Annotated in this window: 20 protein-coding genes; 19 read left to right on the top strand and 1 reads right to left on the bottom strand. The window is 35.4% G+C overall.

The window, feature by feature from the left end; all coding sequences use genetic code 11:
- Positions 1–12: 12 nt before the first annotated feature.
- The 7 genes from dnaE to C1724_RS03300 all read left to right on the top strand — a co-directional run bounded on the left by dnaE (position 13) and on the right by C1724_RS03300 (position 10,316).
- Positions 13–3,348 (top strand): DNA polymerase III subunit alpha, encoded by a 3,336-nt coding sequence (gene dnaE, locus C1724_RS03270; RefSeq protein ID WP_102345301.1) that lies wholly within the window; start codon positions 13–15, stop codon positions 3,346–3,348.
- 218 nt (positions 3,349–3,566) lie between these two features.
- Positions 3,567–4,805, top strand: coding sequence for an NAD(P)-dependent malic enzyme (locus C1724_RS03275; protein ID WP_258000271.1), 1,239 nt, complete (start codon positions 3,567–3,569; stop codon positions 4,803–4,805).
- A gap of 105 nt (positions 4,806–4,910) precedes the next feature.
- Positions 4,911–5,768 carry an acetyl-CoA carboxylase, carboxyltransferase subunit beta gene (gene accD, locus C1724_RS03280; RefSeq protein ID WP_102346719.1) on the top strand — a complete coding sequence of 286 codons (858 nt, stop codon included), beginning with the start codon at positions 4,911–4,913 and terminating at the stop codon, positions 5,766–5,768.
- Positions 5,768–6,745 (top strand): acetyl-CoA carboxylase carboxyl transferase subunit alpha, encoded by a 978-nt coding sequence (accA, locus tag C1724_RS03285; protein ID WP_102345303.1) that lies wholly within the window; start codon positions 5,768–5,770, stop codon positions 6,743–6,745. The genes accD and accA overlap by 1 nt, the downstream gene beginning before the upstream one ends.
- A gap of 142 nt (positions 6,746–6,887) precedes the next feature.
- Complete coding sequence (gene pfkA, locus C1724_RS03290) at positions 6,888–7,847, top strand: 6-phosphofructokinase (RefSeq protein WP_102345304.1); 960 nt, start codon at positions 6,888–6,890, stop codon at positions 7,845–7,847.
- A 31-nt stretch (positions 7,848–7,878) separates the two neighbouring features.
- Positions 7,879–9,633, top strand: a complete 1,755-nt coding sequence (gene pyk / locus C1724_RS03295; protein WP_102345305.1) for a pyruvate kinase — start codon at positions 7,879–7,881, stop codon at positions 9,631–9,633.
- A 293-nt stretch (positions 9,634–9,926) separates the two neighbouring features.
- On the top strand, positions 9,927–10,316 hold the full coding sequence (locus C1724_RS03300; protein WP_102345306.1) for an FxsA family protein: 390 nt from the start codon (positions 9,927–9,929) through the stop codon (positions 10,314–10,316).
- Between the two features lie 37 nt (positions 10,317–10,353).
- Here the strand turns inward: C1724_RS03300 and ytvI are convergent, their stop codons facing one another.
- Positions 10,354–11,472 carry a sporulation integral membrane protein YtvI gene (ytvI, locus tag C1724_RS03305; RefSeq protein ID WP_102345307.1) on the bottom strand — a complete coding sequence of 373 codons (1,119 nt, stop codon included), beginning with the start codon at positions 11,470–11,472 and terminating at the stop codon, positions 10,354–10,356.
- Between the two features lie 264 nt (positions 11,473–11,736).
- On the opposite strand from ytvI, the gene C1724_RS03310 reads away from it, so the two are divergent.
- The 12 genes from C1724_RS03310 to C1724_RS03365 all read left to right on the top strand — a co-directional run bounded on the left by C1724_RS03310 (position 11,737) and on the right by C1724_RS03365 (position 26,511).
- Positions 11,737–12,198 (top strand): DUF441 domain-containing protein, encoded by a 462-nt coding sequence (locus tag C1724_RS03310; RefSeq protein WP_102345308.1) that lies wholly within the window; start codon positions 11,737–11,739, stop codon positions 12,196–12,198.
- Between the two features lie 210 nt (positions 12,199–12,408).
- Positions 12,409–13,524 (top strand): citrate synthase, encoded by a 1,116-nt coding sequence (citZ, locus tag C1724_RS03315; RefSeq protein ID WP_102345309.1) that lies wholly within the window; start codon positions 12,409–12,411, stop codon positions 13,522–13,524.
- A 118-nt stretch (positions 13,525–13,642) separates the two neighbouring features.
- A complete protein-coding gene (gene icd / locus C1724_RS03320) occupies positions 13,643–14,911 on the top strand; it encodes an NADP-dependent isocitrate dehydrogenase (protein ID WP_102345310.1) in 1,269 nt (422 codons plus the stop codon).
- 169 nt (positions 14,912–15,080) lie between these two features.
- Complete coding sequence (gene mdh, locus C1724_RS03325) at positions 15,081–16,019, top strand: malate dehydrogenase (protein WP_102345311.1); 939 nt, start codon at positions 15,081–15,083, stop codon at positions 16,017–16,019.
- Positions 16,020–16,219: 200 nt separating this feature from the next.
- Positions 16,220–16,936: a response regulator transcription factor gene (locus C1724_RS03330; protein WP_102345312.1), complete on the top strand. Its 717-nt coding sequence runs from the start codon at positions 16,220–16,222 to the stop codon at positions 16,934–16,936.
- Positions 16,929–18,695 (top strand): two-component system histidine kinase PnpS, encoded by a 1,767-nt coding sequence (gene pnpS, locus C1724_RS03335; RefSeq protein ID WP_102345313.1) that lies wholly within the window; start codon positions 16,929–16,931, stop codon positions 18,693–18,695. Before C1724_RS03330 ends, pnpS begins: the two co-directional genes overlap by 8 nt.
- A 323-nt stretch (positions 18,696–19,018) precedes the next feature.
- Entirely contained in the window at positions 19,019–19,999 is a 981-nt protein-coding gene (gene hflK / locus C1724_RS03340; protein ID WP_102345314.1) for an FtsH protease activity modulator HflK, read from the top strand.
- Positions 19,992–20,927 carry a protease modulator HflC gene (gene hflC, locus C1724_RS03345; protein ID WP_102345315.1) on the top strand — a complete coding sequence of 312 codons (936 nt, stop codon included), beginning with the start codon at positions 19,992–19,994 and terminating at the stop codon, positions 20,925–20,927. Before hflK ends, hflC begins: the two co-directional genes overlap by 8 nt.
- Before the next feature lie 328 nt (positions 20,928–21,255).
- A complete protein-coding gene (gene polA / locus C1724_RS03350) occupies positions 21,256–23,895 on the top strand; it encodes a DNA polymerase I (RefSeq protein WP_102345316.1) in 2,640 nt (879 codons plus the stop codon).
- Positions 23,896–23,904: 9 nt separating this feature from the next.
- The gene (mutM, locus tag C1724_RS03355) at positions 23,905–24,729 is read left to right on the top strand and encodes a DNA-formamidopyrimidine glycosylase (RefSeq protein ID WP_102345317.1); all 825 of its coding nucleotides are present in this window, start codon (positions 23,905–23,907) and stop codon (positions 24,727–24,729) included.
- A gap of 11 nt (positions 24,730–24,740) precedes the next feature.
- On the top strand, positions 24,741–25,340 hold the full coding sequence (coaE, locus tag C1724_RS03360) for a dephospho-CoA kinase (protein WP_102345318.1): 600 nt from the start codon (positions 24,741–24,743) through the stop codon (positions 25,338–25,340).
- A 139-nt stretch (positions 25,341–25,479) separates the two neighbouring features.
- Positions 25,480–26,511: a glyceraldehyde-3-phosphate dehydrogenase gene (locus tag C1724_RS03365; RefSeq protein ID WP_102345319.1), complete on the top strand. Its 1,032-nt coding sequence runs from the start codon at positions 25,480–25,482 to the stop codon at positions 26,509–26,511.
- Positions 26,512–26,813: the final 302 nt, after the last annotated feature.

Below are 26,813 nucleotides of genomic sequence, written 5' to 3' on the forward strand. Positions count from 1 at the left end.
AAGGTGAGTATAATGAAAGTTGTTCATTTACATGTGCATAGTGCTTACAGCTTATTAAACAGTACTGCTACTATTGATGATCTTGTGAGTGCTGCTGTAAAAAAGGATTTTAAGGCACTAGCTCTAACAGATGAAAATGTAATGTACGGGGCTGTTCCTTTTTATAAAGCTTGTAAAAAACAAAACATTAAACCTATCATTGGAATGGTTTTATCAATGCAGGCTATTTTAAGTCCTGTTAACGAAAAAAATTATCAATTAATTTTATTAGCAAAATCAAATGAAGGTTATCGGAATTTACTTAAACTTAGCACACTTGTTCAAACGCAATATCAAAGTGGTGTTCCTATACATGTTGTGCAGGAATTTACGAAAGGGACTATCGCAATTACACCATTAACGGCTGAACTTACGCAGTCAATGCTCCATCAGCAGTGGGATCAAGCGCTGCAATTAGTGAACCAGCTTGTAACCTTATTTAACGGAGATTTTTATGTTGGCGTTCCACCCATTCATTTGGATGAACATAAAATGATTGTTCAATTTTGTAAGAATAACTCTATCCCGATGGTCGTTAATAATCCAATACATTATCTTGAAAAAGATGATGCACTTATACATCAATGTTTACAGGCGATCAAATACGGCAAAAAGCTTTCTGAATTTACTCAGGAAGTACAACAAGAAAGTTTTATGAAGGAAGAAAACGAGCTTGTTAGACAGTTTCAAAGCAATCCAGAGGCCCTTGAAAATACAGTTAAAATAGCAAATCAATGTAATGTGGAAATTAAACTTGGAGACATGATTCTTCCTAAATTCCCATTACCGAATGGTGTGTCAGCCGTACAGTATTTAAAAAGTCTTTGTCTAAAAGGCCTTGAAAAAAGATATGCACCATCACCTTCAAAAATTGCGAGAGAAAGATTAGAATACGAGCTTTCAATAATTGAAAACATGCAGTTTAGTGACTATTTCTTGATTGTTTGGGATTTTATGAATTATGCCCATAAACATAGTATTATTACTGGACCTGGCAGGGGATCAGCGGCCGGTTCTTTAGTTGCCTATGTTTTGGGCATAACAAATGTAGATCCATTAGCTTACAACCTATTATTTGAAAGATTTTTAAATCCAGAGAGAATTACAATGCCTGATATAGATATTGATTTTCCTGATATACGTCGGGATGAACTTATTCAATATGTATCCAAAAAATATGGTAAGAATCATGTTGCTCAGATTGTTACATTTGGAACATTAGCAGCACGTGCTGCTATAAGGGATGTTGGGCGTGTTCTAGGAATGCCCTTGAGTGATATAGATCGATGGACAAAGTATATTCCTTCAAGGCCAGGTATTACATTAAATGAGGCCGTTAAAGAATCTATACCTTTAAGAAACGAACTACAGCAACGAAAAGATGCACAGAAATTATTTAATATTGCGAGAAAGATTGAAGGTCTACCAAGGCACACCTCCACACATGCAGCTGGAGTTGTTATCAGCGATGCTCCTCTTACTGATTTAGTACCATTACAGGAAGGGAATAATGGGGTATTACTAACCCAGTATTCGATGGAAATCCTAGAAGAAATTGGATTGTTAAAAATGGATTTCTTGGGACTGAGGAATTTAACATTGATAGAAAATATTCAAACTTTGATACGAAAAGAAATGAATATGGTTATAAACTTAAACGATATACCAATGAATGATGAAAAAACGTTTGAACTACTTGGTGCAGGTGATACCACCGGTGTATTTCAGCTTGAATCAACAGGAATGCGAAAAGTATTAAATAAATTACTACCTACGCAATTTGAAGATATTGTTGCGGTTAATGCATTATATCGCCCAGGACCTATGGAAAACATTCCGCTTTTTATCGATAGAAAGCACGGGAAGAGAAAAATCTCCTATCCACATTCAGATTTACAGGAAATTTTGGAGCCTACATATGGTGTTATCGTGTATCAAGAACAAATCATGAAGATTGCTTCTAAAATGGCTGGATTTTCATTGGGTGAAGCGGATCTCCTTAGAAGAGCGGTAAGTAAGAAAAAACGAGATGTATTAGAAAAGGAACGTAAACATTTTGTGAATGGTTGTTTGGAAAAAGGTTATGACGAAAAAGTGGCCGATCAAATATATGATTTGATTGTTCGTTTTGCGGATTACGGTTTTAATAGAAGTCATGCAGTTGCTTATAGTATTATTGCTTACTGGCTTGCTTATCTAAAGGCAAATTTTCCGCTTTATTTTATGTGTGCACTCCTTTCAAGTGTAGTTGGCAATGAAGACAAAATAGCACAGTACATTGGTGAATCAAGACAAAAATCTATTGATATTTTACCGCCATCCATAAATAAAAGTGGTATATTCTTTAATGTAGAGGAAGGGAAAATTAGATTTAGTTTAGTTCCGATCAAAAATGTTGGTATGACGGCTATTAAGGAAATTCTTTACCAACGTCGTCAAAAAAGATTTACAGATTTGTTTGACTTCTGTGCTCGTGTGTCGTTGAAAATTGTTAATAGACGTGTAATCGAGTCGCTTATTTTATCCGGTTGTTTTGATGAGTTCGGAAGGGATCGTGCTGAGTTATTGGCTAGTATCGATGCGGCGGTTAGTTATGCGGAACTAGTGAAAGAGGACGACGGAGGTTTCTTTTTGTCCGACGACATTGTACCGAAACCACAATATTTAAAAGTGGAGGCATTAACTACACAGGACAAGCTGCAATTTGAAAAGGAAGTTCTTGGTTTTTATTTATCCAACCACCCTATAGAACCATATAAACATTTACTAGTTAGAATGAATGCATCAACAATTGCTACTTTAAGCACGAAAGTTGGCTCTGTTGTTCAATTAGGAGCACTTATTGTAAATCAACGAACTATCAAAACTAAAAAAGGTGATCAAATGGCATTTTTAACACTTAGTGATGAGACCGGCGAGCTCGATGCTGTTGTATTTCCGTTAGTGTTTAGTAAGTTTTTGAGTTTCATTAAGAAGGGTGAAATCATCTTCATCGATGGAAAAGTAGAGGAACGAGACGGTCAAATTCAATTAATTGTTAATAATTTAACGGCCATCACCAAACTAAAAGCAAATATATTTGAAAAATTATATTTAAGAGTTGAGGAAACGCGTAATGATATGGGGAAATTACATCAAATTAAAGCAATATTAAAAAAATACCCAGGACCTACAGAGGTATATATTCATTATGCAGATAAACAAAAGACTGTACGGTTACCACAGGAATGGTCGGTAAAAATTTCAGAAGAATGTTTGAAAAAATTGAGATTGGTTTTAGGTATGAAAAATGTAGTAATTAAAAAGTAAGCTTTACAGCTATACCACTTTTGATATAATGAAGGAGGTTTAGTATTATTTTTTATACTATCATTACAGAATTTTTATAGTATAGTATAAAAAATAGGCCCTTAGGGTTCATAACTGAAGGGGCATCGTGATTTTACCGATTCGGGCAAATTGCGAACTTTTCCAATACTACTAATAAAAATTTTGGCCAATGAATGGTACAAAAAGGAGTGAACGGTGTGTCTGTTACACGGGAGGAAGCATTGCACATACATAGAACTAGCAAGGGGAAACTTGAAACCAAGTCTAAGGTTCCGGTTCGAAATTCGCACGACCTAAGTTTGGCGTATTCCCCTGGAGTAGCTGAGCCTTGTAAAGATATTTATGAAGATAAAAGTAAGGTATATGAATATACAGTAAAAGGCAATATGGTTGCTGTTGTTTCAGATGGTACTGCTGTACTTGGTTTAGGAAATATTGGTCCAGAAGCTGCGTTACCTGTTATGGAAGGAAAAGCAGTTTTGTTTAAGAGTTTTGCAGGTGTAGATGCTTTTCCAATTTGTCTGAATACAACGGATGTTGATAAAATTGTTGAAACTGTTAAATTATTAGAGCCAACTTTTGGGGGCGTAAATTTAGAAGATATTGCTGCTCCTAACTGCTTTATTATAGAAGATAGATTAAAAAAAGAGACTAATATCCCTGTTTTTCATGACGATCAACATGGAACTGCAATCGTAACTCTTGCAGGCCTTGTAAACGCTCTAAAACTAGTGAAAAAGTCAATGTCTGATATTAAGGTTGTTTTGAACGGAGCGGGAGCAGCAGGCATTGCAATTGTAAAGTTATTATATAGCTTTGGTGTTCGAAATGTTATTATGTGTGATACTAAAGGGGCAATTTATGAAGGACGCCCATATGGTATGAATGAAGTAAAAGAGCAAGTAGCTAAAATGACAAATCTTCAAAAAATCGAAGGCACACTCGCTGAAGTAATTGAAGGCGCTGATGTTTTTGTTGGTGTTTCAGTTAAAGACGCGCTTACACCTGAGATGGTTAAATCTATGAGCGAAGATCCGATTATTTTTGCAATGGCGAATCCTAATCCAGAAATTATGCCTGCAGATGCCAAGGAAGCTGGGGCGAAAGTAATCGGTACAGGTCGTTCTGATTTCCCTAATCAAGTAAATAACGTCCTCGCGTTCCCAGGAATTTTCCGTGGAGCATTAGATGTTCGTGCGACACATATTAATGAAGATATGAAGGTTGCAGCTGTTCATGCGATTGCCAATTTAATAAGTGAGGAAGAACTGTCTTCAGATTATGTTATACCAGCTCCGTTTGATCCTAGGGTAGCACCAGAAGTTGCTGCAGCTGTAGCAAAAGCAGCTATTGAAACCGGCGTGGCTCGTAAGAAAGTTGATCCTGAGGAAATTAAAGATAGAACGAAAAAACTCTCAATAATTGTAGAAAATTAAAAGAAACTTTCATAGAAATATCGACAAGCTTCTACAAAAAGAACTCTCGCAATGAGGTATTGTATAGTATTATACGAAAGGTGAAGGCTGTTAGGAGGTTTAATGTTGCTTAAAGAATTTTTTGTAAAAAAGAAAAAGTATGCCTCGATTCCTTCTGAACAAGCTAAACAGGATGTACCAGAAGGTATAATGACGAAATGTCCAGGTTGCAAAAGGATTATGTATACAAAAGAATTAAAGAAGAGTTTAATGGTTTGCCAAGCTTGTAATCATCACTTCCAAATGAACTCGCAAGAACGTATTGAGAGCTTAATTGACGAAGGAACATTTATCGAATTTGACCGTGAGATGATTTCTGAAAATCCATTAAATTTCCCTGATTATGTTGAAAAACTCGAAAAGGACCGCCAAAAAACGGGCTTAAATGAAGCGATTGTTACGGGGGAAGGTACAATTAATGGACTACCTGTAGTTGTTGCAGTCATGGACGCAAATTTCCGTATGGGAAGTATGGGATCTGTCGTTGGTGAAAAAATCACCCGTGCAATTGAAAGAGCTGATGACCGTCGAGTACCGTTTATTATTTTTACAGCATCAGGTGGCGCAAGAATGCAAGAGGGTGTATTAAGCCTTATGCAAATGGCTAAAACGAGTGCAGCCTTAAAAACATTTAGCATGAACGGCGGCCTTATTATCTCAGTAATGACACACCCAACAACGGGTGGGGTCTCCGCTAGCTTTGCCTCATTAGGAGACTATAATTTTGCGGAACCTGGAGCATTAATTGGTTTTGCTGGTAGAAGAATAATTGAACAAACTATTCGTGAGGATTTGCCAGAAGACTTTCAAACTGCTGAATTTTTGTTAAAACATGGTCAACTAGACCGAGTAATCCATCGTCTTGAAATGAAAGAAACACTTAGTACTATACTCGATATTCATCAAACAGGGGGTAGGCAATAGTGGCTGGAGAAATGGAATTTGAACGTCCTGTTAGTGAACTTCGAAAAAAAATAGCAGAATTAAAGAAATTTACTGAAGAAAAAGATATTGATTTAACCGATGAAATCAAAAAGCTTGAAACTAGACTAGAGAATTTAGAGAATGAAGTATATGGTAATTTAAAACCATGGGATCGAGTGCAGATTGCTAGACATACAAATAGACCAACTTCACTTGATTACATTGGAAAATTATTTACTGATTTCATTGAATTACATGGCGATCGTTTTTACGGTGATGACGAAGCAATTGTAGGAGGTATTGCGAAATTTCATGGCATACCTGTTACAGTTATTGGTCATCAACGTGGAAAGGATACCAAAGAAAACATTCGCCGAAACTTCGGTATGCCACATCCAGAAGGATACAGAAAAGCACTACGTTTAATGAAACAAGCGGAGAAATTTAATCGTCCTATTATAACTTTTATTGATACAAAAGGTGCTTATCCAGGTAAAGCGGCTGAAGAAAGAGGACAGAGTGAGGCGATTGCCAAAAATTTATTTGAAATGGCTGGATTAACTGTTCCAATCGTATGTATTGTAATAGGTGAAGGCGGGAGTGGTGGTGCTCTTGGTATCGGTGTGGGTAATCATATTCATATGCTCGAAAACTCAACCTATTCCGTGATCTCACCTGAAGGTGCCGCTGCATTACTTTGGAAAGATGCAGGCCTTGCACAACGGGCTGCAGAAACGATGAAAATAACTGCACCTGACCTTAAGGAATTACAGGTTATCGATGAGATTATCCCGGAAGTAAAAGGTGGGGCACATCGTGATATAGTTAAACAAGCTGAATCTATTGATAAGGTACTTAAAAATTCGATTGACGAGTTAATGAAACTTGATGCAAACACCTTGGTAGAACACCGTTATGAAAAATACAAGAATATTGGTAAAATCTCGTTTATTGATGAATATATAGGGACAAAATAATAATTGTTCCTAAAAATTAAACGTGCTTTCAATATGAAAGCACGTTTTCGTTACATTATAAAAAGTATTAATAATCGGCGGATATAACAAGAAATCTTCTAATAATTATTGATTGAATAATTCTTTTTAGGGGTGACTATTAATGAAACGTATAGGTGTTTTAACTAGTGGTGGAGATTCTCCAGGGATGAATGCAGCTATTCGTGCCGTAGTTCGAAAAGCAATTTATCATGACATAGAGGTATTTGGGGTTTATAATGGTTATTCAGGTTTACTTGCAGGAAATATCAAAAAGCTTGAGATCGGCTCCGTGGGTGATATAATTCATCGTGGAGGAACAATGCTTTATACTGCTAGATGTAAAGAGTTTACAACGGACGAAGGGCAAACCAAAGGCATTGAACAAATGAAAAAACTAGGGATAGAAGGCCTTGTGGTGATTGGTGGGGATGGCTCTTTTCGTGGCGCAAAAAAATTAACGGAAAAAGGATATCCTTGTATAGGTGTTCCAGGTACTATTGATAACGATATCCCTGGTACTGATTTTACGATTGGATTTCACACAGCTATAAATACTGTACTGGACGCAATTGATAAAATAAGGGATACAGCTACATCACATGAACGTACATATGTAATCGAAACGATGGGTAGAAACGCTGGCGATATAGCCTTGTGGACGGGATTAGCAGGTGGAGCTGAATCTATTATCATTCCAGAAGTAGGACATCAGATGGATGATATAATCAAACGGATTAATCGTGGTCACGAGCGTGGTAAGAAACATAGTATTATAGTCGTTGCTGAGGGCGTAGGCAGTGGGGTGGATTTTGCACAAAAAATCCAAGAAGCAACGAATTTAGAAACGAGAGTCACTGTACTTGGTTATATTCAAAGGGGTGGATCTCCAACTGCATATGATCGAGTACTGGCTAGCCGATTAGGCGCGAAAGCTGTTGAGCTTTTACTTGATGGAAAAGCTGGACGAATGGTTGGAATTCAAAACAACCAAATTGTAGATCATGATATACTTGAGACCTTGGCAAAAGAACATACTATCGATGAAGAAATGTACAAGTTATCACAAGAATTATCAATATAATAATTTAAGAAACATAGGAGGACATAGATTAATGCGAAAGACTAAAATTGTTTGTACCATTGGACCAGCTAGTGAATCAACCGATACTTTAATTGAACTTATAAATTCGGGAATGAATGTTGCTCGCTTAAATTTCTCGCATGGTGATTTTGAGGAACATGGTGCTAGAATTAGGAATATCCGTGAAGCTGCAACCCAAACAGGTAATACGGTTGCGATTTTATTAGATACTAAAGGTCCTGAAATTCGTACTAATAATGTTGAAAACGGTGAGATTCATCTACAGGCTGGAAATGAGATCATCATATCTATGACTGAGGTTCTAGGTAACGAACAAAAAATTTCAATTACATATCCAGGCTTAATCAACGATGTCGAAGAAGGGTCAAGAATTCTTCTTGATGATGGTCTTATTGAATTAGAGGTGCTCTCTAAGGGAAATGGGGAAATTCGTACAAAGATACTTAATAGCGGTGTATTAAAAAATAAAAAAGGTGTTAATGTCCCTAATGTCCAGGTGAATTTACCAGCAATGACTGATAAAGACCGTCAAGATATATTATTCGGTGTAGAGCAGGGTGTTGATTTTATTGCTGCATCATTTGTAAGAAAAGCTCAGGACGTTCTAGAGATTAGAGAATTGCTCGAGGCACATAATGCAAATGATATAAGAATAATCCCTAAGATTGAAAATCAAGAGGGTGTTGATAATATTGATGAAATTTTAGAGGTATCAGATGGTCTAATGGTAGCTCGTGGTGATTTAGGTGTTGAAATACCTGCAGAAGATGTCCCGCTTGTTCAGAAAATGCTTATTGAAAAATGCAATCTAATGGGTAAACCGGTGATTACAGCAACACAAATGTTAGATTCGATGCAAAGAAACCCACGACCAACAAGAGCGGAAGCAAGTGATGTAGCGAATGCAATATTTGATGGTACAGATGCAATCATGCTTTCTGGTGAAACAGCAGCCGGCCAATATCCTATCGAAGCTGTAAAGACAATGCATCGAATAGCCTCAAAAACGGAAACCGCACTTACATATCCTGAATTATTAGCCAATCGTAGAAAACAAAGTGACATAACAATTACAGACGGAATTAGTCAATCTGTGGCACATACTGCACTTAATTTAAATGCTAATGCTATAATTGCACCTACAGAAAGTGGATCAACAGCTCAAAGTATTTCAAAGTATCGTCCTAAAGCACCAATTATTGCAGTCACTTCATCTGATGCTGTATCACGAAAATTAGCACTAGTTTGGGGCGTTTTTACTAAAGTAGGTAAGCATGCTACTTCGACAGATGAAATGCTTGATAATGCTGTTCAAGAGGCGATAGAAACAAATATAGTTTCCCATGGTGATTTAGTTATTATAACCGCAGGAGTACCAGTAGGAACACCTGGAACAACCAACTTAATGAAAGTACATATTATAGGCGATATTGTTGCACATGGACAGGGAATAGGTCGTAAATCGGCTACAGGTCAGGTAGTGATTGCGACAAGTGCGGAAGAAGCTAGAAACAAGATGAAGGATGGAGCAATTGTAGTTACCAATGCAACCGACAGGGATATGATGGATAGTTTGGAGCGAGCTGCAGCTATCATAACAGAAGAGGGTGGATTAACTAGTCACGCAGCTGTTATTGGCTTAAGTCTTGGAATTCCTGTCATTGTCGGTGTAAAGGATGCGACAACACTATTTACAGACGGACAAGCAATAACAGTTGATGCCGTACGTGGTGATGTTTATAATGGTCTTGCAAGTGTAATTTAATTAGTAATAGAACATCTTTAAGACGAATTCTTTAGAATTCGTCTTTATTGTATATAAATAGGGTACGTATTTTCCTAGTATATTAAGAGGAATTGTCCTTAAGTTTTCAATGGTGGTTTTAGAGAATCTCAAATATTCATAATCAATATGAAGTTGAATCCTTGTTGCCAGTCGGGTTCTTAAAATTAATCTTTAAGTATCGTTTTTCTAGTACTATCAAAAATATTCTGAAAATATGATAGAATAAGAGCGATGAAACATTCGTGATAATCTATTAAAAAGGGGTCTTTTTCTTGCGAATTATAGTTCTTCTATTAATAATAATACCAGCAGCTGAGATAGGATTATTGCTATTATCCGGGAATACATTTGGGGTTTGGCCGACGATAACAATAATAATCCTAACAGGATTAATTGGCGGTTATTTGGCGAAAAGTCAGGGTATAAAAGCGATTAACGCAGCACAGTATCAAATGTCGACGGGGCAAATACCAGGAGATGCTATTTTAGATGGATTATGTATTCTAGTAGGCGGCCTACTCCTGTTAACCCCAGGATTTATTACGGATGCAACAGGCTTTCTCTTATTATCGAATAGATTTCGTTATTATATAAGAGGTTGGCTAAAGAGATGGTTAGAGCATAAAATTAGAAATGGTCAATTTCATATAATTAGGCGATAAAAAACGGTTGTATATAGCTACAACCGTTTTTTCTTCTTCAATCCGTTTTAGTTCCTTTAATAAAGTTCCAAATATCTGCAAAAACGTTTGCGTGGAGCAATGTATTAAAAATTACAATTGATACTGGGCCTATAATCAAACCAAAAAATCCAAATAGTTTAAAACCAACAAATAGTGCAATTAACGTAGCAAGTGGATCAAGACCAATACTTGACGATAGAACTCGAGGTTCCATTACTTGCCTAACAATTAATACAACCACATATAGAATGCTAAGTTGAATAGCAAATCCTATATTATTTGAGAAGATTGTATACACGATCCATGGAACAAATACTGCCCCTGTTCCAAGATATGGCATTATGTCAACTAAACCAATAATTAAAGCAATAGTTACTGCATAATCAACTCGAAAAATTAACAATCCTACTAATACGATGACAGCTGTTATCGAAATAAGTGTAACTTGTGCCTTAATAAAGCCAAATAATGCTTTTTTTAAGTCAATAAAAATAGTTTTCGTACTTGTTTGCACTTTGTTTGGTAGTAATTTTTTTAAATAATCTTTTAATCGATACCAATCTTTGCTTATGAAAAATGTGGCTAAAAGTGAGAATATTAATACTGTAGCAATATTTGGTAATACGCCAAGGATATCAGGAATGGATCTTAAGAAACTTTCAATCAATAAGCTAATCTTAGTACCGATGGTTGAGCCGACCGTTTGAATATTATTTATAATTGTTTCTTGTTGACCAGATTGCAAGTCATTAAATAGTGTCAATATTTGGTTGTAGAATGGAATAATTTGCGCAGTCACAAATTCTTCAATATAGACAATTAAATTTTGGAATTGTGCTGGCACAACTCTCGCTAAATAATTAGAACCGGAGATGATTTCAGCAATTAATAAAGTTAATAATCCAGCAACAATTGCAATTATTAATACTAAAACAATGATAACAGCTAAACTTCTTGGCATTCTGACTCGGTCTTCAAAATAATTAACGAGCGGATTAATTAATAATGCAATAAAAAATGCAATGATGAATGGATATGTAACAGAAGACACAAAGTAAATAGAAAGAGGTAATATAATTAGAATTAACAATACAAATAAAAAACGTAAAGTTGCATTTATATAGTATGAATTCACTTAAACAGTCCTCTCTTTTTGAAAATAGTTTAAACAATATTAAGCCAATGGGATGAAGTTTTTGTAATTGAGTATCTCCATTTGCTACAGTATAAAATTATAAGATAATATAGAAGTATCAATAGTAATATTTTACAATGCATTATTGATTTTAGAAAGTTTAAAGAAATTTACCGTAATACCATATGGGGTGAAATGTGTGGCAGAAATTTGTCGAATATGGTACAATATAGTAGGTAGTGACTTACAAGGAAGGATCAATAAATGATATCACATCCATCTTTATTTTTAATGTTATTGCTATTCATAGGTGTGGTAGCAAAAAATCAATCGTTAATTATAGCAATTGCAGTACTTTTAGTATTGAAAGTGACCGGTATTGACGAAAAGATATTTCCCTACTTACATACAAAGGGAATTAATCTCGGTGTGATAATTATTACAATTGCAGTGTTAATTCCAATTGCAACAGGTGAAATAGGATTTAAACAGCTGATAGATGCCTTAAAGACACCTTATGCCTGGATTGCGCTTGGGTCAGGATTATTTGTAGCCATCATTGCAAAATACGGAATTAATTTACTAAGTAATGATCCACATATTACTTCTGTTCTAGTTGTTGGCACAATATTAGGGGTTGTTCTTTTTAAAGGAATTGCTGTTGGACCATTAATAGGAGCAGGTATAGCCTATATTGTAATGAGGTTGTTTACGTTAGTTACATAATATTTGTTGAAATTTGTAGGAAAGTTATAAAAATTTGTTGAAAATTTTAAATATTCACTTTCGATTCACAAAAGTCTGATTTTTGTTTATAATAGTAGTATCGCATATCCTTCCTAGCAGTGAATTTACATATGAAATAGTAATTAATATTTACTTTTTCTTTATTTATTGGGTAGGGGAAAAATATTTGGAAAAGGAGAGGGGAATAGTATGACAGTAACTAGAGGTCTTGAAGGGATTGTAGCAACCCAATCTAAAGTTAGTTCTATAATTGATGATCAGCTAACATATGTGGGGTATAACATCGACGATTTAGCTGAGAATGCAAGCTTTGAAGAGGTAATTTATTTATTGTGGCAAGGGAAATTACCAAATCAAGCTGAATTAGCTGAATTAAAACAACAACTTATTGAGAATGCAAGTATTCCTCAACAAATAATTGATCATATTAAATCATATCCAAATGATAAGGTTCATCCAATGACGGCATTACGAACAGCTATTTCGATGTTAGGGCTTTTTGATGAAGAGGCAGATGTTATGGAAAAAGAAGCAAATTATCGTAAAGCTATTCGTCTTCAAGCTAAAATTCCCACAGTAGTAGCAGCATTCTCACGAATTCGTAAGGGGCAAGATCCTATAGCACCACGTCAAGATTTAAACTTTGCAGCTAATTTCTTGTATATGCTTAGTGGCAAAGAGCCAGAAGCAATAGCTGTAGAAGCAATTGATAAGGCATTAGTACTTCACGCTGATCATGAGCTAAATGCATCAACATTTACTGCACGTGTATGTGTAGCGACTTTATCCGATGTATATTCAGGCATCACAGCCGCAATTGGTGCTTTAAAAGGTCCTTTACATGGTGGCGCTAATGAAGCGGTTATGAAGATGTTAACTGAAATTGGTTCTGTCGAAAAAGTAGACGAGTATGTAGAGAATGCATTAGCAAACAAGCAAAAGATAATGGGCTTTGGACATCGTGTATATCGTCAAGGAGATCCGCGTGCAAAGCATTTGAAAAAAATGTCTAAACAATTGACTACAATCACTGGTGAGTCAATGTGGTATGAAATGTCTGAAAAAATAGAAGCTCTTGTAACTTCTAAAAAGGACCTTCCGCCAAATGTTGACTTCTATTCAGCATCTGTATACCATAGTTTAGGGATCGACCATGATTTATTTACACCTATTTTTGCTATAAGCCGTACGTCTGGTTGGTTAGCACATATTCTTGAACAATATGAAAATAATCGGTTAATTCGTCCGCGTGCAGAATACAATGGTCCATCTTTACAAGAATGGGTTCCATTAGAACGACGTTAATAATAATAGAATGTAGAGGGAGGCATACCTCCCTCTACATTCTGTGATTACATATTATTAATTAAGAGCTATGTATTATTTATAATAAATAGCAAAACTAAATTAGGAGGAAATGAACATGACACAAGGACAAAAAATTACAGTTGAAAATGGTGTTTTAAACGTACCAAACGATCCAATTATTCCTTACATTGAGGGTGACGGTATTGGTCCTGACATTTGGGCTGCAGCGTCACGAGTATTGGAAGCAGCTGTTGAGAAAGCATATAATGGCGAGAAAAAAATAGTGTGGAAAGAAGTTCTTGCAGGTGAAAAAGCATTCAATCAAACAGGTGAATGGTTACCATCTGAAACTTTAGATGTAATTAGAGAATACATAATTGCTATTAAAGGTCCTCTTACAACTCCAATTGGTGGAGGAATTCGTTCCTTAAACGTGGCACTGCGTCAAGAATTAGACTTATTCACTTGCCTACGTCCAGTACGCTATTTCAATGGTGTACCATCTCCGGTTAAGCGTCCAGAAGATACAGATATGGTAATCTTCCGTGAAAACACTGAAGATATTTATGCTGGTATTGAATGGGCAAAAGGTTCTGAAGGAGTTCAAAAAGTAATTAACTTCCTTCAAAACGAAATGGGTGTTAACAAAATTAGATTCCCAGAAACATCTGGTATCGGTATTAAGCCAGTTTCTGAAGAAGGTACAAAGCGTATTGTTCGTGCAGCAATACAATATGCAATCGATGAAAATCGTAAGAGTGTAACGCTAGTTCATAAAGGTAATATCATGAAGTTTACAGAAGGTGCTTTCAAGAACTGGGGATATGAAGTTGCTGAAGAAGAATTTGCAGATAAAGTATTCACATGGGCTCAATACGATCGCATCGTAGAAACTGAAGGTAAAGATGCAGCTAACAAAGCGCAAAGTGAAGCAGAAGCAGTGGGCAAAATTATTGTTAAAGATTCAATTGCTGATATCTTCTTACAACAAATTTTAACTCGTCCAAAAGAGTTTGATGTGGTTGTAACAATGAACTTAAATGGTGACTATATTTCTGATGCACTAGCTGCACAGGTTGGTGGTATCGGTATTGCGCCTGGAGCTAACATCAACTACGAATCAGGTCATGCAATTTTCGAAGCAACACATGGTACAGCTCCTAAATATGCTGGTTTAGACAAAGTTAACCCTTCATCTGTAATTCTTTCAGGTGTATTATTACTTGAACATTTAGGATGGAATGAAGCTGCTAAATTAGTAATGGGTTCTATGGAAAAAACAATTGCAAGCAAAGTTGTAACATATGACTTCGCTCGTTTAATGGATGGAGCAACTGAAGTTAAATGTTCTGAATTTGGTAATGAATTAATTAAGAATATGTAATTTAGTTTAGAGTGAAATTTAAGGCTGTCCCAATGCTAGGGGTTGCGTATCTCTGGCTTACATGCTTGAATGTTAAGCGCCAGTGATTGCAAACTAGAATGGGACAGCCTTTTGTTACATATAATCTATTACAATTTAATCTACTACATATTATCTGGGGGGAATACCTATGAAAATTAATCGTAGAAAGATTTCAGTTATCGGCGCAGGTTTTACAGGTGCAACTACAGCACTAATGGCTGCACAAAAAGAATTAGCGGATGTTGTACTTGTTGATATTCCACAATTGGAAAATCCTACAAAGGGTAAAGCTCTTGATATGCTTGAAGCTTCACCAGTCCAAATGTTTGATGCTAATATTACAGGGACTTCAAATTACGAAGATACGGCTGATTCAGATTTAGTTATTATTACAGCAGGTATTGCACGAAAGCCTGGTATGAGTCGCGATGATTTAGTTTCAACTAACTCTAAAATTATGAAATCTGTAACGAAAGAAATCGTAAAATATTCTCCAAATTGTTATATTCTCGTTTTAACAAATCCAGTTGATGCAATGACATACAGTGTTTTCCAAGAATCAGGATTCCCAAAGAACCGTGTAATCGGACAATCAGGAGTTTTAGATACTGCTCGTTTCCGTACATTTGTTGCACAGGAATTAAACCTTTCAGTAAAAGATATTACAGGCTTTGTATTAGGCGGACACGGTGATGACATGGTGCCATTAGTACGGTATTCTTATGCTGGTGGCATACCTTTAGAAAAGTTAATATCCCAAGAACGACTAGATGCGATTGTTGAACGTACTCGAAAGGGCGGCGGAGAAATCGTTAACCTTCTTGGTAACGGCAGCGCATATTATGCACCAGCTGCATCACTTGTTGAGATGGCAGAAGCGATTCTTAAAGACCAACGCCGTGTACTACCTTCAATTGCTTATCTTGAAGGTGAATACGGTTATGAAGGAATTTACTTGGGTGTACCGACAATTCTTGGCGGCAACGGTATTGAAGAAATTATAGAGCTAGAACTAACTGCAGAAGAAAAAGCTGCATTAGACAAGTCAGTCGAATCAGTTAAAGCTGTAATGAGCGTATTAGGTTAATTGTAAAGTTTATGTAAAGAGTGGGAACTGTCTGTTCCCACTCTTTAATGTATGATGATAAACTATACCTAAGGAAAGTTGTCACTTCAAACTTGAGGTGACATTTTCTGTTTAATACATGGGCTTTTATTGATGAAAAATAGGGAATAATTACAGAAACAAGGTGAATTTAAGATAAAAACATAAAGGTGGAGACCAACATGGGGAAAAAAATATTAGTAGTTGAGGACGAACACTCTATTCTTACTTTATTACAGTACAACCTTGAGCAAGCCGGGTTCGAGGTCAAAACAGCTACTGATGGAGAGGAAGGTTTACAGGCTGCAATTGCTGACCAACCAGATTTAATCGTATTAGATTTAATGCTACCTAAACTAGACGGCATTGAGGTCTGTAAAGGGTTACGGCAACAAAAAATAATGATTCCTATTCTTATGCTTACAGCTAAAGATGAAGAATTTGATAAAGTTCTTGGCCTTGAATTAGGTGCAGATGATTATATGACAAAACCCTTTAGCCCACGTGAGGTGGTGGCTCGAATAAAAGCTATACTAAGAAGAACTCAGGTTATTGATGATCTAGACGAGAATGGTGTTTCAACCGAAAAACTAATTTTAGGTGAGTTAAAGATTATACCACAACAATTTGAAGCATATTATGAGAATCAATTATTAGAACTGACACCAAAAGAATTTGAACTTTTAGTTTTTCTAGTAAGAAATAAGGGACGCGTACTTACAAGGGACCAGCTTTTAAGTGCTGTTTGGAATTATGATTTTGTTGGTGATACGAGAATAGTTGATGTTCATATCAGCCATTTACGAGAAAAAATAGAAAAAAATACAAAGAAACCAATTTATATTAAGACAATTAGAGGGATTGGCTACAAGATGGAGACTCCGAATATAAATGAGTGAGTTTAAAACGAAGATAATTTTTTCGCTATCTTTCTTAATATTAACCGTGTTAGTTGCACTTGGTTTTTTACTTGGGCAGCTATTTAAAAATTTTTACATTAACACATTTGAAGAAAGAATGGATAAAGAAGCAAATCTAATTATTTCTCTAATTGCTAATGAAGATATCCGTCAAAATACGGTTGATCAAATAATAAAAGAGGTTAGTGCTAGTTTAGATGCAGGTGTCACGATCGTTTTACCAGACGGTAAAAGTGTGGTGGAGTCTAATGAGGCTTTGGAACTGGATAACATTTTAGCTGATATCCCTGAGCTAGAAGGAATGTTAATACAGAAACAAACTAATTTTGAAGGGTTTCATGTACTGAATGAAAAGACAGGGATTTTCCATTATGTGATACCTTTCCGTGTCCAAAACGAGTTTAAAGGGTATTTAATTCTCACATTATCAGTTGATCCACTAAAGAATATTAATCAGATTATATGGGGGTTACTAATAACCAGCTTTGCAATTGCTTTTATCTTAATTTTAATGCTCGGATTAAGAATAACTAGTGAATATACAAAACCGATTGAATCAGCAACTAGGGTGGCGAGGGAATTAGCGAAAGGTAATTATAAAGCGCGAACTTACGAAGACCGAGCAGTTGAAACAGGCATGTTAAGTCAATCTATTAATATTCTGGCTCGAAATTTACAACAAATGACTGCAGCTCAGGAAATGCAACAGGATCGTCTCCGGACGCTAATTGAAAGTATGGGTAGTGGCCTAATACTGATTGATGGAAAAGGATATATCAATCTTGTAAATAAATTTTACCTAGAGACTTTTGACGTTAAACCAGAAGAATATCTTTATCGATTATATTATGACGCATTCACACATCAAGAAATAATTGAACTCGTAGAAACCATCTTTATAACTGAAAATGCAATCAGGAAACAAATAAAGGTACCAATAAGAATCGAAAGAAAAAACTTTGAGGTTTATGGTGCACCTATAATAGGGATCAACGAAGAATGGAAAGGTGTTGTCCTAGTTTTTCATGATATAACTGAATTAAAACGACTTGAAAGTATCCGAAATGACTTTGTTGCAAATGTATCACATGAATTAAAAACACCAATGACTTCAATCAAAGGCTTTTCAGAAACATTGCTTGATGGGGCGGCAGAAGAACCTGAATTACGAGAATATTTTCTTGGGATTATCCTAAAAGAAACAGATCGACTTCAAAGCTTAGTCAATGATTTATTAGACTTATCAAAGATCGAGCAAGAAGGTTTTAAACTAAATCTTAGTGTTATAGATATTTCTGAAATTGTGAGAGACGTCGTAATTATTCTGGAATCAATTGCGGAAGAGAAGGAAATTTCATTAATATCTAATGTTGAAACAGAACAATTATTTATTTTTGCAGATCAACATCGAATCAAACAAATACTAATTAATTTAATAAACAATGCAATTAATTATACACCACCTGAAGGCAGTATCGAAGTTTTTGTCTTGAATCTAGAAAATGAAATTAAAATTTCTATTGTTGATACAGGAATAGGTATTGCCAAGGAACATATATCAAGAATCTTTGAACGTTTTTATCGCGTTGATAAAGCACGCAGTCGTAATTCTGGCGGCACTGGTCTTGGGCTAGCTATTGTTAAACATTTAGTTGAAGCTCACCAAGGTCGCATTGAAGTAGAAAGTGAAATCGGAAAAGGCACTACATTTTCGGTTATACTCCCTAAATATAACTAAACAATATTTTAACAATTGTCTAACAAAGGCTTAATACTAGCTTGATACATTATATGGGAAGACCCCTTCATCTATATACCAATCATTGATTGGGGCGAGAGATATTATTTGCTCTCGTCTTTTTTTTTATACTTTCAGTGTTATCCATTATCTATTAATAAATAAGTAAACTTAGTGTATGATTAAGTAAATAAACTAAATAATTTGAAACTTTCGCAATATTTATTCGTATTTGATAATAACATGCTAATTACTTTGTTATTAAGCAAGGGAGACTTATTTATATGTATTAGGTAAATATATAATAGAGGGGGTTGTTTAAGGTGATCAGTTTGAGAAGAATTTATGTTACTAGTGGATTAGTACTCTTAATTTTAGTCCTTGGCATTACAGCGTTAACCAGTTGGTATACAGTTGATGAATCTGAACAAGCTGTTATTCTTACTTTTGGTGAATTAGAAGAAGGGATTATGGAGCCAGGTTTGCATTTTAAAATGCCATGGCCTATTCAAGAGGTTAGAAAAACATCTAAGGAAACATATAGCTTACAATTTGGGTACCGTGAAGAAAACGGAGAAGTAGTTGAAGAAATTGAGCAAGATACAAGAATGATAACTGGAGATGAAAATATTGTTCTTGCAGATTTAGTTGTACAATGGAAAATTACAAATCCAGGTAAATTTTTATATAACTCGGTTGACCCCGAGAATATTCTTTATAACGCGACGTCTGCTTCCCTTAGAGGTGTTATCGGAAGTTCAACTATTGATTCGGTACTCACATCTGGAAAAGCAGAGGTTGAAGCTAGTGTTCGTGAACATTTAACTGCATTAATGGAAGATTATGATATCGGAATTTCAATTATGGCGGTTAAACTCCAAGATGTTGAGTTGCCAAATGAGGCAGTCCGGAAAGCATTCACGCAGGTTACAGATGCGCGTGAAATGATGAATACAAAAATAAATGAGGCAAATAAATATTCAAATAAACGAACAGAAGAAGCAGAAGGGGAAAAGGATGCACTTATTTTTAAAGCTCAAGGGGATCGCGCTGCTAGGATTGAAATTGCAAGAGGAGATGTAGCTATCTTCAATGCATTATATAATGAATACAAAAATCAGCCCGATATTACTAGAAAGCGGTTAGTGCTTGAAACGTTAGACCAGGTATTACCAAACGCTGATATCTATATTATGAATGATGATGGTGGTACATTAAAATATTTACCGTTACGGCCGATAGAATCCGCTAATTCATTACCGAAACCAGCAACAAACCAAGAAGGGAGTGCTAAGAATGAGTGATGGTAAAATTGTTGATATGAATGAACTGAAAAATAAGAATATCGAGTGGAAAAAATTCACTCGCCTTGGGATTAGTATCATCATACTTTTAATCATTCTTGGCATTATTTTTAGCAACCTTTTTATCGTAAAAGAAGGAGAATATAAGGTTATTCGTCAATTTGGGGAAGTTGTAAAAATTATTGATAAGCCAGGCTTGAATTTCAAAATCCCGTTTATCCAAACAGCACAAACACTGCCAAAATATCAGATGGTATTTGACGTAGAAAAAGCAGAAATAAACACAAAGGATAAAAAGAGGGTTATTATTGATAATTATGCAGTTTGGAAAATTGCTGATCCTAAACTAATGATTTCAAATTTACGCTCAGTTGAAAATGCAGAAGCAAAAATGGGTGAATTTATATTTTCGACTGTTCGAACAGAACTAGGACAATTAAATTATGATGAAATTATTGATGAAGAAAATTCTAGCCGTGGAAATTTAAATGTAACCATTACTGATCAAGTTAATGACCTAATGAAACGAGATAATTATGGAATAGTCGTCATTGATGTTAGGATTAAAAAAACAGATCTCCCCCCAGAAAATGAGGAGTCTGTTTACAAGCGAATGATTTCAGAGCGTGAATCAACAGCCCAGGAATATTTGTCGATGGGTGATGCCGAAAAAAACCGAATCATTGCCAATACAGACCGTGAAGTAAAGGAACTTCTTGCTAAGGCGCAAGCCGATGCTGAAAAAATAAGAGCTGAAGGTGAACAAGAAGCAGCTAAAATTTATAATGAATCTTTCAGTCAAGATCCAGAATTTTATAACTTGTTTCGGACATTAGAATCTTATAAGAAAACGATAAATGGAGAAACGGTTATTATCTTACCGGCTGATTCACCATACGCAAGGTTATTAATGGGATATGTTGAATAAGTAAATCAAATACGTCTGTTTTCTTTTTCACTAACTATTATACTTCCATTAAAGGGTCTGCCCGCTGATGTTGGTACCTAAAGGTATGACCCTTTGGGCCCTTGAACCATCCTAGGGGCAGTTAAGCCATTATTGTGTTTTCGGCCATTACTCGGAGCACTGTAGGGTTTTACTGCCCCTTAATGTGGGGTAGAATATAGGAAGAAAAAAAGAAAATGGACTTTTTTTATTTTTGGCTGTTTTAAAGTTGCCTGTTGATTTCCACTTAAGGCACTTTCGTTTCTCAAAATTAAGGTTGTAGGTTGAATTAGGGAGGATAAATACATATATGAGTAATAATAAAAAGGTTGTTTTAATAGATGGTAATAGTCTAGCGTATCGTGCGTTTTTTGCATTACCATTACTTAATAATGATAAAGGTGTTTTCACGAATGCAGTCTACGGGTTTACGATGATTTTAATGAAGGTCCTCGAGGAAGAAGATCCTTCACATATATTGGTTGCTTTTGATGCAGGTAAAACAACATTCCGTCATAAAACCTTCACGGAATATAAAGGTGGCCGCGAAAAAACCCCTTCAGAATTATCAGAACAATTTCCATTTATTCGTGAAATGTTGGATGCGTTTGATATTCCAAGATATGAACTCGATCAATATGAAGCGGATGACATTATTGGTACGCTTGCAAAACAAGCTGAAAAAGAAAACTTTGAAGTAAAGATTATTTCGGGGGATAAGGACCTATTGCAGCTTGTTTCAGATCATGTGACAGTATTACATACAAAAAAGGGCATTACAGATGTTGATACATATAACCTTGAATTTCTAAAAGAAAAATATAACCTTTCCCCGAAACAAATTATTGATATGAAGGGTTTAATGGGGGATGCTTCGGACAATATTCCTGGCGTACCTGGTGTGGGAGAAAAGACGGCTATTAAATTGTTAAATCAGTTTGGTTCGTTAGAGACTACATTAGAATCTATCGAGCAAGTTAGTGGGAAAAAGCTGCAAGAAAAATTATTAGAGAACAAACAACAAGCAATCATGTCAAAGGAATTAGCGACTATTAATTGCGAGGCACCAATCAATATTACGTTAAGGGACATCTCTCGTAAAGATTTTTCTAAAGAAAAAGTTATCCCTATTTTTAAAGACTTAGGATTTAATTCATTGTTAGAAAGAATAGGGGTTTCAGAGGATGGCGCTATAGCAGAGCAATTAAAAGATATTTCCTTTGAAATTGTAAAGGATATTAATAATGATCACCTCGCAAGTAGTGCTGCTTTAGTTGTGGAAACATTAGAAGAAAATTACCATGAAACTGAAATAATAGGCTTTTCGATTGTTAATGGAAACGGGAATTACTTTATACCAAGCGAGATAGCATTAGCTTCTCAGACATTTAAAGAGTGGTTGGAAGATGAGCAATTATCTAAATATGTTTTCAATGCAAAGCAATCCATAGTTTCACTTGGGTGGAAGGGAATTCATTTGCGCGGCATAAAGTTTGATTTATTAATTGGGTCATATATATTAAACCCAGGAGAAACTAATGTTGAAATTGCAGATGTTACTAAACAAAACCATTACCATAATGTACAAACAGATGAAGTGGTTTATGGTAAAGGCGCAAAACGAAAAATACCAGGACAAGACCAGCTGGCAGATCATCTGGTCAGAAAAGCTATTGCGATTCATGAATTAAAAGAAAAGATAACTGAAGATTTAAAGGCTAACGATCAGTACGAATTGTTTATTAAACTTGAATTGCCACTTTCTCTAATATTAAGTGAAATGGAATTAACTGGTGTAAAGGTTGACGTCAATCGTCTTCGCGAAATGGGCGAAGAACTAAATCGGCAATTAATCGAGATTGAACAAAACATTTATCAATTAGCTGGGGAGGCATTTAATATCAACTCTCCCAAGCAATTAGGTGTAATTTTATTTGATAAGCTACAATTACCGGTAATTAAAAAGACAAAAACAGGTTATTCTACGTCAGCAGAAGTATTGGAAAAGCTTGAAAATAAGCATGAAATAATTAGATTAATATTACACTATCGACAATTGGGCAAATTAAATTCAACATATATAGAAGGTTTATTAAAGGTTGTCCACGAAGACACAAATAAAATTCATACTCGATTTAATCAAGCATTAACACAAACCGGAAGATTAAGCTCAACGGAGCCTAATCTTCAAAATATCCCAATTAGAATGGAGGAAGGTAAAAAGATTCGGCAAGCATTTATTCCATCAGAGAAAGACTGGGTTATATTTGCAGCCGATTATTCTCAAATTGAGTTAAGGGTTATGGCACATATCGCAAAAGATGATAAATTAATGGAAGCGTTTATAGAGGATAAAGATATTCATACAAAAACAGCAATGGATGTCTTTCACGTAAAGGAAGAAGAAGTTACCTCTAATATGAGAAGGCAAGCAAAAGCGGTGAATTTTGGGATTATTTATGGTATTAGTGAATTTGGGTTATCCCAAAACTTGGGGATTACTAGAAAGGAAGCGGGTAATTTTATTGAAACATATCTGAGAAGTTTTCCCGGTGTTAAACAATATATGGAAGATATTGTACAATCAGCTAGAGAAAAAGGATATGTAACAACATTATTACAACGTCGTAGATATATACCTGATATAACTAGTCGCAATTTTAATATTAGAAGCTTTGCCGAGCGCACAGCAATGAACACTCCAATTCAAGGAAGTGCAGCAGATATTATAAAAAAAGCAATGATCGATATGGCTGCTAGACTTGAAAAAGAAGGATTAAAAACGAAGTTACTTTTACAAGTTCACGATGAACTAATATTCGAGGCGCCACAATCGGAAATTGAAATATTAAAACAAATCGTACCAGAGGTTATGGAAAATGCGGTTCAACTAGATGTGCCGTTAAAAGTTGACTACTGCTATGGACCGACATGGTTTGATGCAAAGTAGGAGGATACAATGCCGGAATTACCTGAAGTTGAAACTGTTCGACGGACATTATCTGAGCTAGTAATCGGAAAAACTATAGATGTTGTAGAAGTACACTGGCCGAAAATCATTAAGAAACCAGATGATATTCAAGAATTTCAATTACTATTAAAAGGTCAAACCATTAATAGTATTGAAAGACGGGGAAAATTTATTAAATTTATTTTAGATGATTTTACACTTGTCTCCCATTTGAGGATGGAAGGAAGATATGGTCTTTATTCTCAAGATGAACCATTTGATAAACACACGCATGTATTCTTCAAGTTTACAGATCGAACTGAGCTTCGCTATCGAGACGTTCGTAAATTTGGGACTATGCATTTATTTATAAAAGGTAATGAGGAGAAGGAGCTACCCTTGTCACAATTAGGGGTAGAACCTTTTTCTGACCACTTCACAATAAAATATTTGAAAGACCGCTTAAATAAAACTGAACGAAAAGTTAAAGTTGCACTTTTAGATCAGAAAATTGTGGTTGGCCTAGGTAATATTTATGTAGATGAAGCATTATTTCGGTCAGGAGTTCATCCAGAACGCTCGGCAAAAGAGTTGAGTGAAATGGAGATTGAGCGCCTCCATCATGAAATTATTGCAACATTAGAGGAGGCTGTTAATAAAGGCGGAAGTACAATTCGCTCCTATGTGAATACACAAGGGGAAATTGGAATGTTTCAGTTAGAATTGTTTGTTTATAGTAGGAATGGTGAACCATGTAAAAAGTGTGGAGGAATTATTGAAAAGATGATCGTAGGTGGAAGGGGTACACATTATTGTCCGAACTGCCAAAAATGAGGTGAGATTAAATGACGCTTGTAGTAGGACTAACGGGTGGTATAGCAAGTGGTAAAAGTACTGTTTCCAAAATGTTAGTGAATTATGGTTTTCCAATTATTGATGCTGACGTTGTCTCAAGAGAGGTTGTAGAAGTTGGGGAACCTGCATATGAAAAAATTGTAGAAACGTTTGGAAAAGAAATCCTCTCGGAGAACTTAAAAATAAATAGGCCAAAGCTGGGTGCGATTATTTTTAATGATGAGCAAAAAAGAATGCAATTAAACCACATTGTTCATCCTGCTGTTCGACAAAAAATGAATGAACTAAAAATGAACTATATAAATAACGGAGAAAAAGTAGTTATTCTAGACATCCCATTATTATTCGAAAGTAAGCTTACACATCTTGTAGAGAAAACACTTTTAATATATGTGGATGATACAATTCAACTTCAACGTTTAATGGCTAGGAATAATTTAACTGAGCAAGAGGCTTTGGCAAGAATTCGTTCACAGATGCCGTTAGAAGATAAGATTAGACTTGCTGATGAAGTTATTAATAATAACGGAACCATTGAGGAAACAGCCAAACAGTTGGAATTAATATTAAAAAACTGGGAAGTAATATAACACATTTGAGGACTAAAAAAAATAGTTAATAAATTTTTAAGAATTTGGGCAATAGTTTAACCATTTTCACAGTATTTATGTTATACTAATTTTACAAATCAGATAAAAAGTATAACATAATCCGAAAGGAGACAATACGGTGAAGGCTAGAGTGGCGATTAACAGTTTTGGGAGAATTGGGAGAATGTTTTTTAGAAGTGCTATTAAGGAGGATGCATTTGAAATTGTAGCTTTAAATGCAAGCTATCCAGCTGAAACGTTAGCACATATGCTTAAGTATGACAGTGTACATGGGAAATTCAATGGCACAGTTGAAATTGAAAACAATGCTTTGATTGTTGATGGTAAACGCATTCAGTTATTAGACCAACGTGATCCTAAGCTTCTTCCTTGGAAGGAGTTAAACATAGATATAGTTATTGAAGCAACTGGAAAATTCAATTCTAAAGAAAAGGCAAGTGCACATATCGATGCAGGAGCAAAAAAGGTTATTATTACTGCACCAGCTAAAAATGAAGATATCACAATTGTAATGGGTGTAAATGATGAAAAGTATGACCACAACATTCATCATGTTATTTCAAATGCATCTTGTACAACAAATTGCTTAGCACCTGTTGTTAAAGTGCTAAATGATCAGTTTGGAATTGAAAACGGATTAATGACTACCGTTCATGCTTATACAAATGATCAACGAAATGTTGATAATCCTCATAAAGATTTACGTCGTGCCCGTGGATGCGCGCAATCGATCATTCCGACGTCAACAGGTGCAGCTAAAGCACTATCTTTGGTATTGCCAGAAATGGCTGGAAAATTACATGGTATGGCATTACGTGTACCAACACCTAATGTATCATTAGTTGACCTTGTTGTAGATCTTAATAAAGAAGTTACTGTAGATGAAGTTAATGCTGCATTCCGTAAAGCGTCCGAAGGTGAAATGAAGGGGATCTTAGGCATCACAGCCGAACCATTAGTTTCAATTGATTTTACAACAGATGCACGATCTGCGATCATTGATGAGCTTTCAACAATGGTGATTGGCCAAAAGAAAGTTAAAGTGCTTGCATGGTATGACAACGAATGGGGTTACTCGAATCGTGTTGTAGACCTTGCCAAACTTGTAGCTGCTGGAATTGAAAAAGAAGCAGAGGTTGTTGTTTCTTAGAAGTATAAGAGAAACAGAGAGTTATAGCTAACTCTCTGTTTTTTTGTCTTTTCATAGGAACATTGCAATGTTTGATGTAAAGGCCATTAGTTATTGAAAATACACTCTCGAACAGAAATATATAAAATTTACCAATTTTTTTAATAGAATGGTTGCAAAAGAAAAGTAAAGAACGTATACTATGATTCGTGAACTTAAATCAAGACGGAGAAATTAATGTTGCTACTTAAAGGGTTAGGACCTCTAGGACTAACTTTCCCCCGTGGTAGTAATTATTGAAACTTCGGTAGACTTTAAATTTT

The sequence above is a fragment of the Bacillus sp. Marseille-P3661 genome, assembly GCF_900240995.1.
Classification (GTDB): domain Bacteria; phylum Bacillota; class Bacilli; order Bacillales; family Bacillaceae_J; genus OESV01.

What these genes read in the sequence shown, in the direction of transcription:
- dnaE (WP_102345301.1), top strand. Translation starts at nt 13, where the DNA reads ATGAAAGTTGTTCATTTACATGTGCATAGTGCTTACAGCTTATTAAAC.
- pfkA (WP_102345304.1), top strand. Translation starts at nt 6,888, where the DNA reads ATGAAACGTATAGGTGTTTTAACTAGTGGTGGAGATTCTCCAGGGATG.
- pyk (WP_102345305.1), top strand. Translation starts at nt 7,879, where the DNA reads ATGCGAAAGACTAAAATTGTTTGTACCATTGGACCAGCTAGTGAATCA.
- C1724_RS03310 (WP_102345308.1), top strand. Translation starts at nt 11,737, where the DNA reads ATGATATCACATCCATCTTTATTTTTAATGTTATTGCTATTCATAGGT.
- citZ (WP_102345309.1), top strand. Translation starts at nt 12,409, where the DNA reads ATGACAGTAACTAGAGGTCTTGAAGGGATTGTAGCAACCCAATCTAAA.
- icd (WP_102345310.1), top strand. Translation starts at nt 13,643, where the DNA reads ATGACACAAGGACAAAAAATTACAGTTGAAAATGGTGTTTTAAACGTA.
- mdh (WP_102345311.1), top strand. Translation starts at nt 15,081, where the DNA reads ATGAAAATTAATCGTAGAAAGATTTCAGTTATCGGCGCAGGTTTTACA.
- C1724_RS03330 (WP_102345312.1), top strand. Translation starts at nt 16,220, where the DNA reads ATGGGGAAAAAAATATTAGTAGTTGAGGACGAACACTCTATTCTTACT.
- pnpS (WP_102345313.1), top strand. Translation starts at nt 16,929, where the DNA reads ATGAGTGAGTTTAAAACGAAGATAATTTTTTCGCTATCTTTCTTAATA.
- hflC (WP_102345315.1), top strand. Translation starts at nt 19,992, where the DNA reads ATGAGTGATGGTAAAATTGTTGATATGAATGAACTGAAAAATAAGAAT.
- polA (WP_102345316.1), top strand. Translation starts at nt 21,256, where the DNA reads ATGAGTAATAATAAAAAGGTTGTTTTAATAGATGGTAATAGTCTAGCG.
- mutM (WP_102345317.1), top strand. Translation starts at nt 23,905, where the DNA reads ATGCCGGAATTACCTGAAGTTGAAACTGTTCGACGGACATTATCTGAG.
- coaE (WP_102345318.1), top strand. Translation starts at nt 24,741, where the DNA reads ATGACGCTTGTAGTAGGACTAACGGGTGGTATAGCAAGTGGTAAAAGT.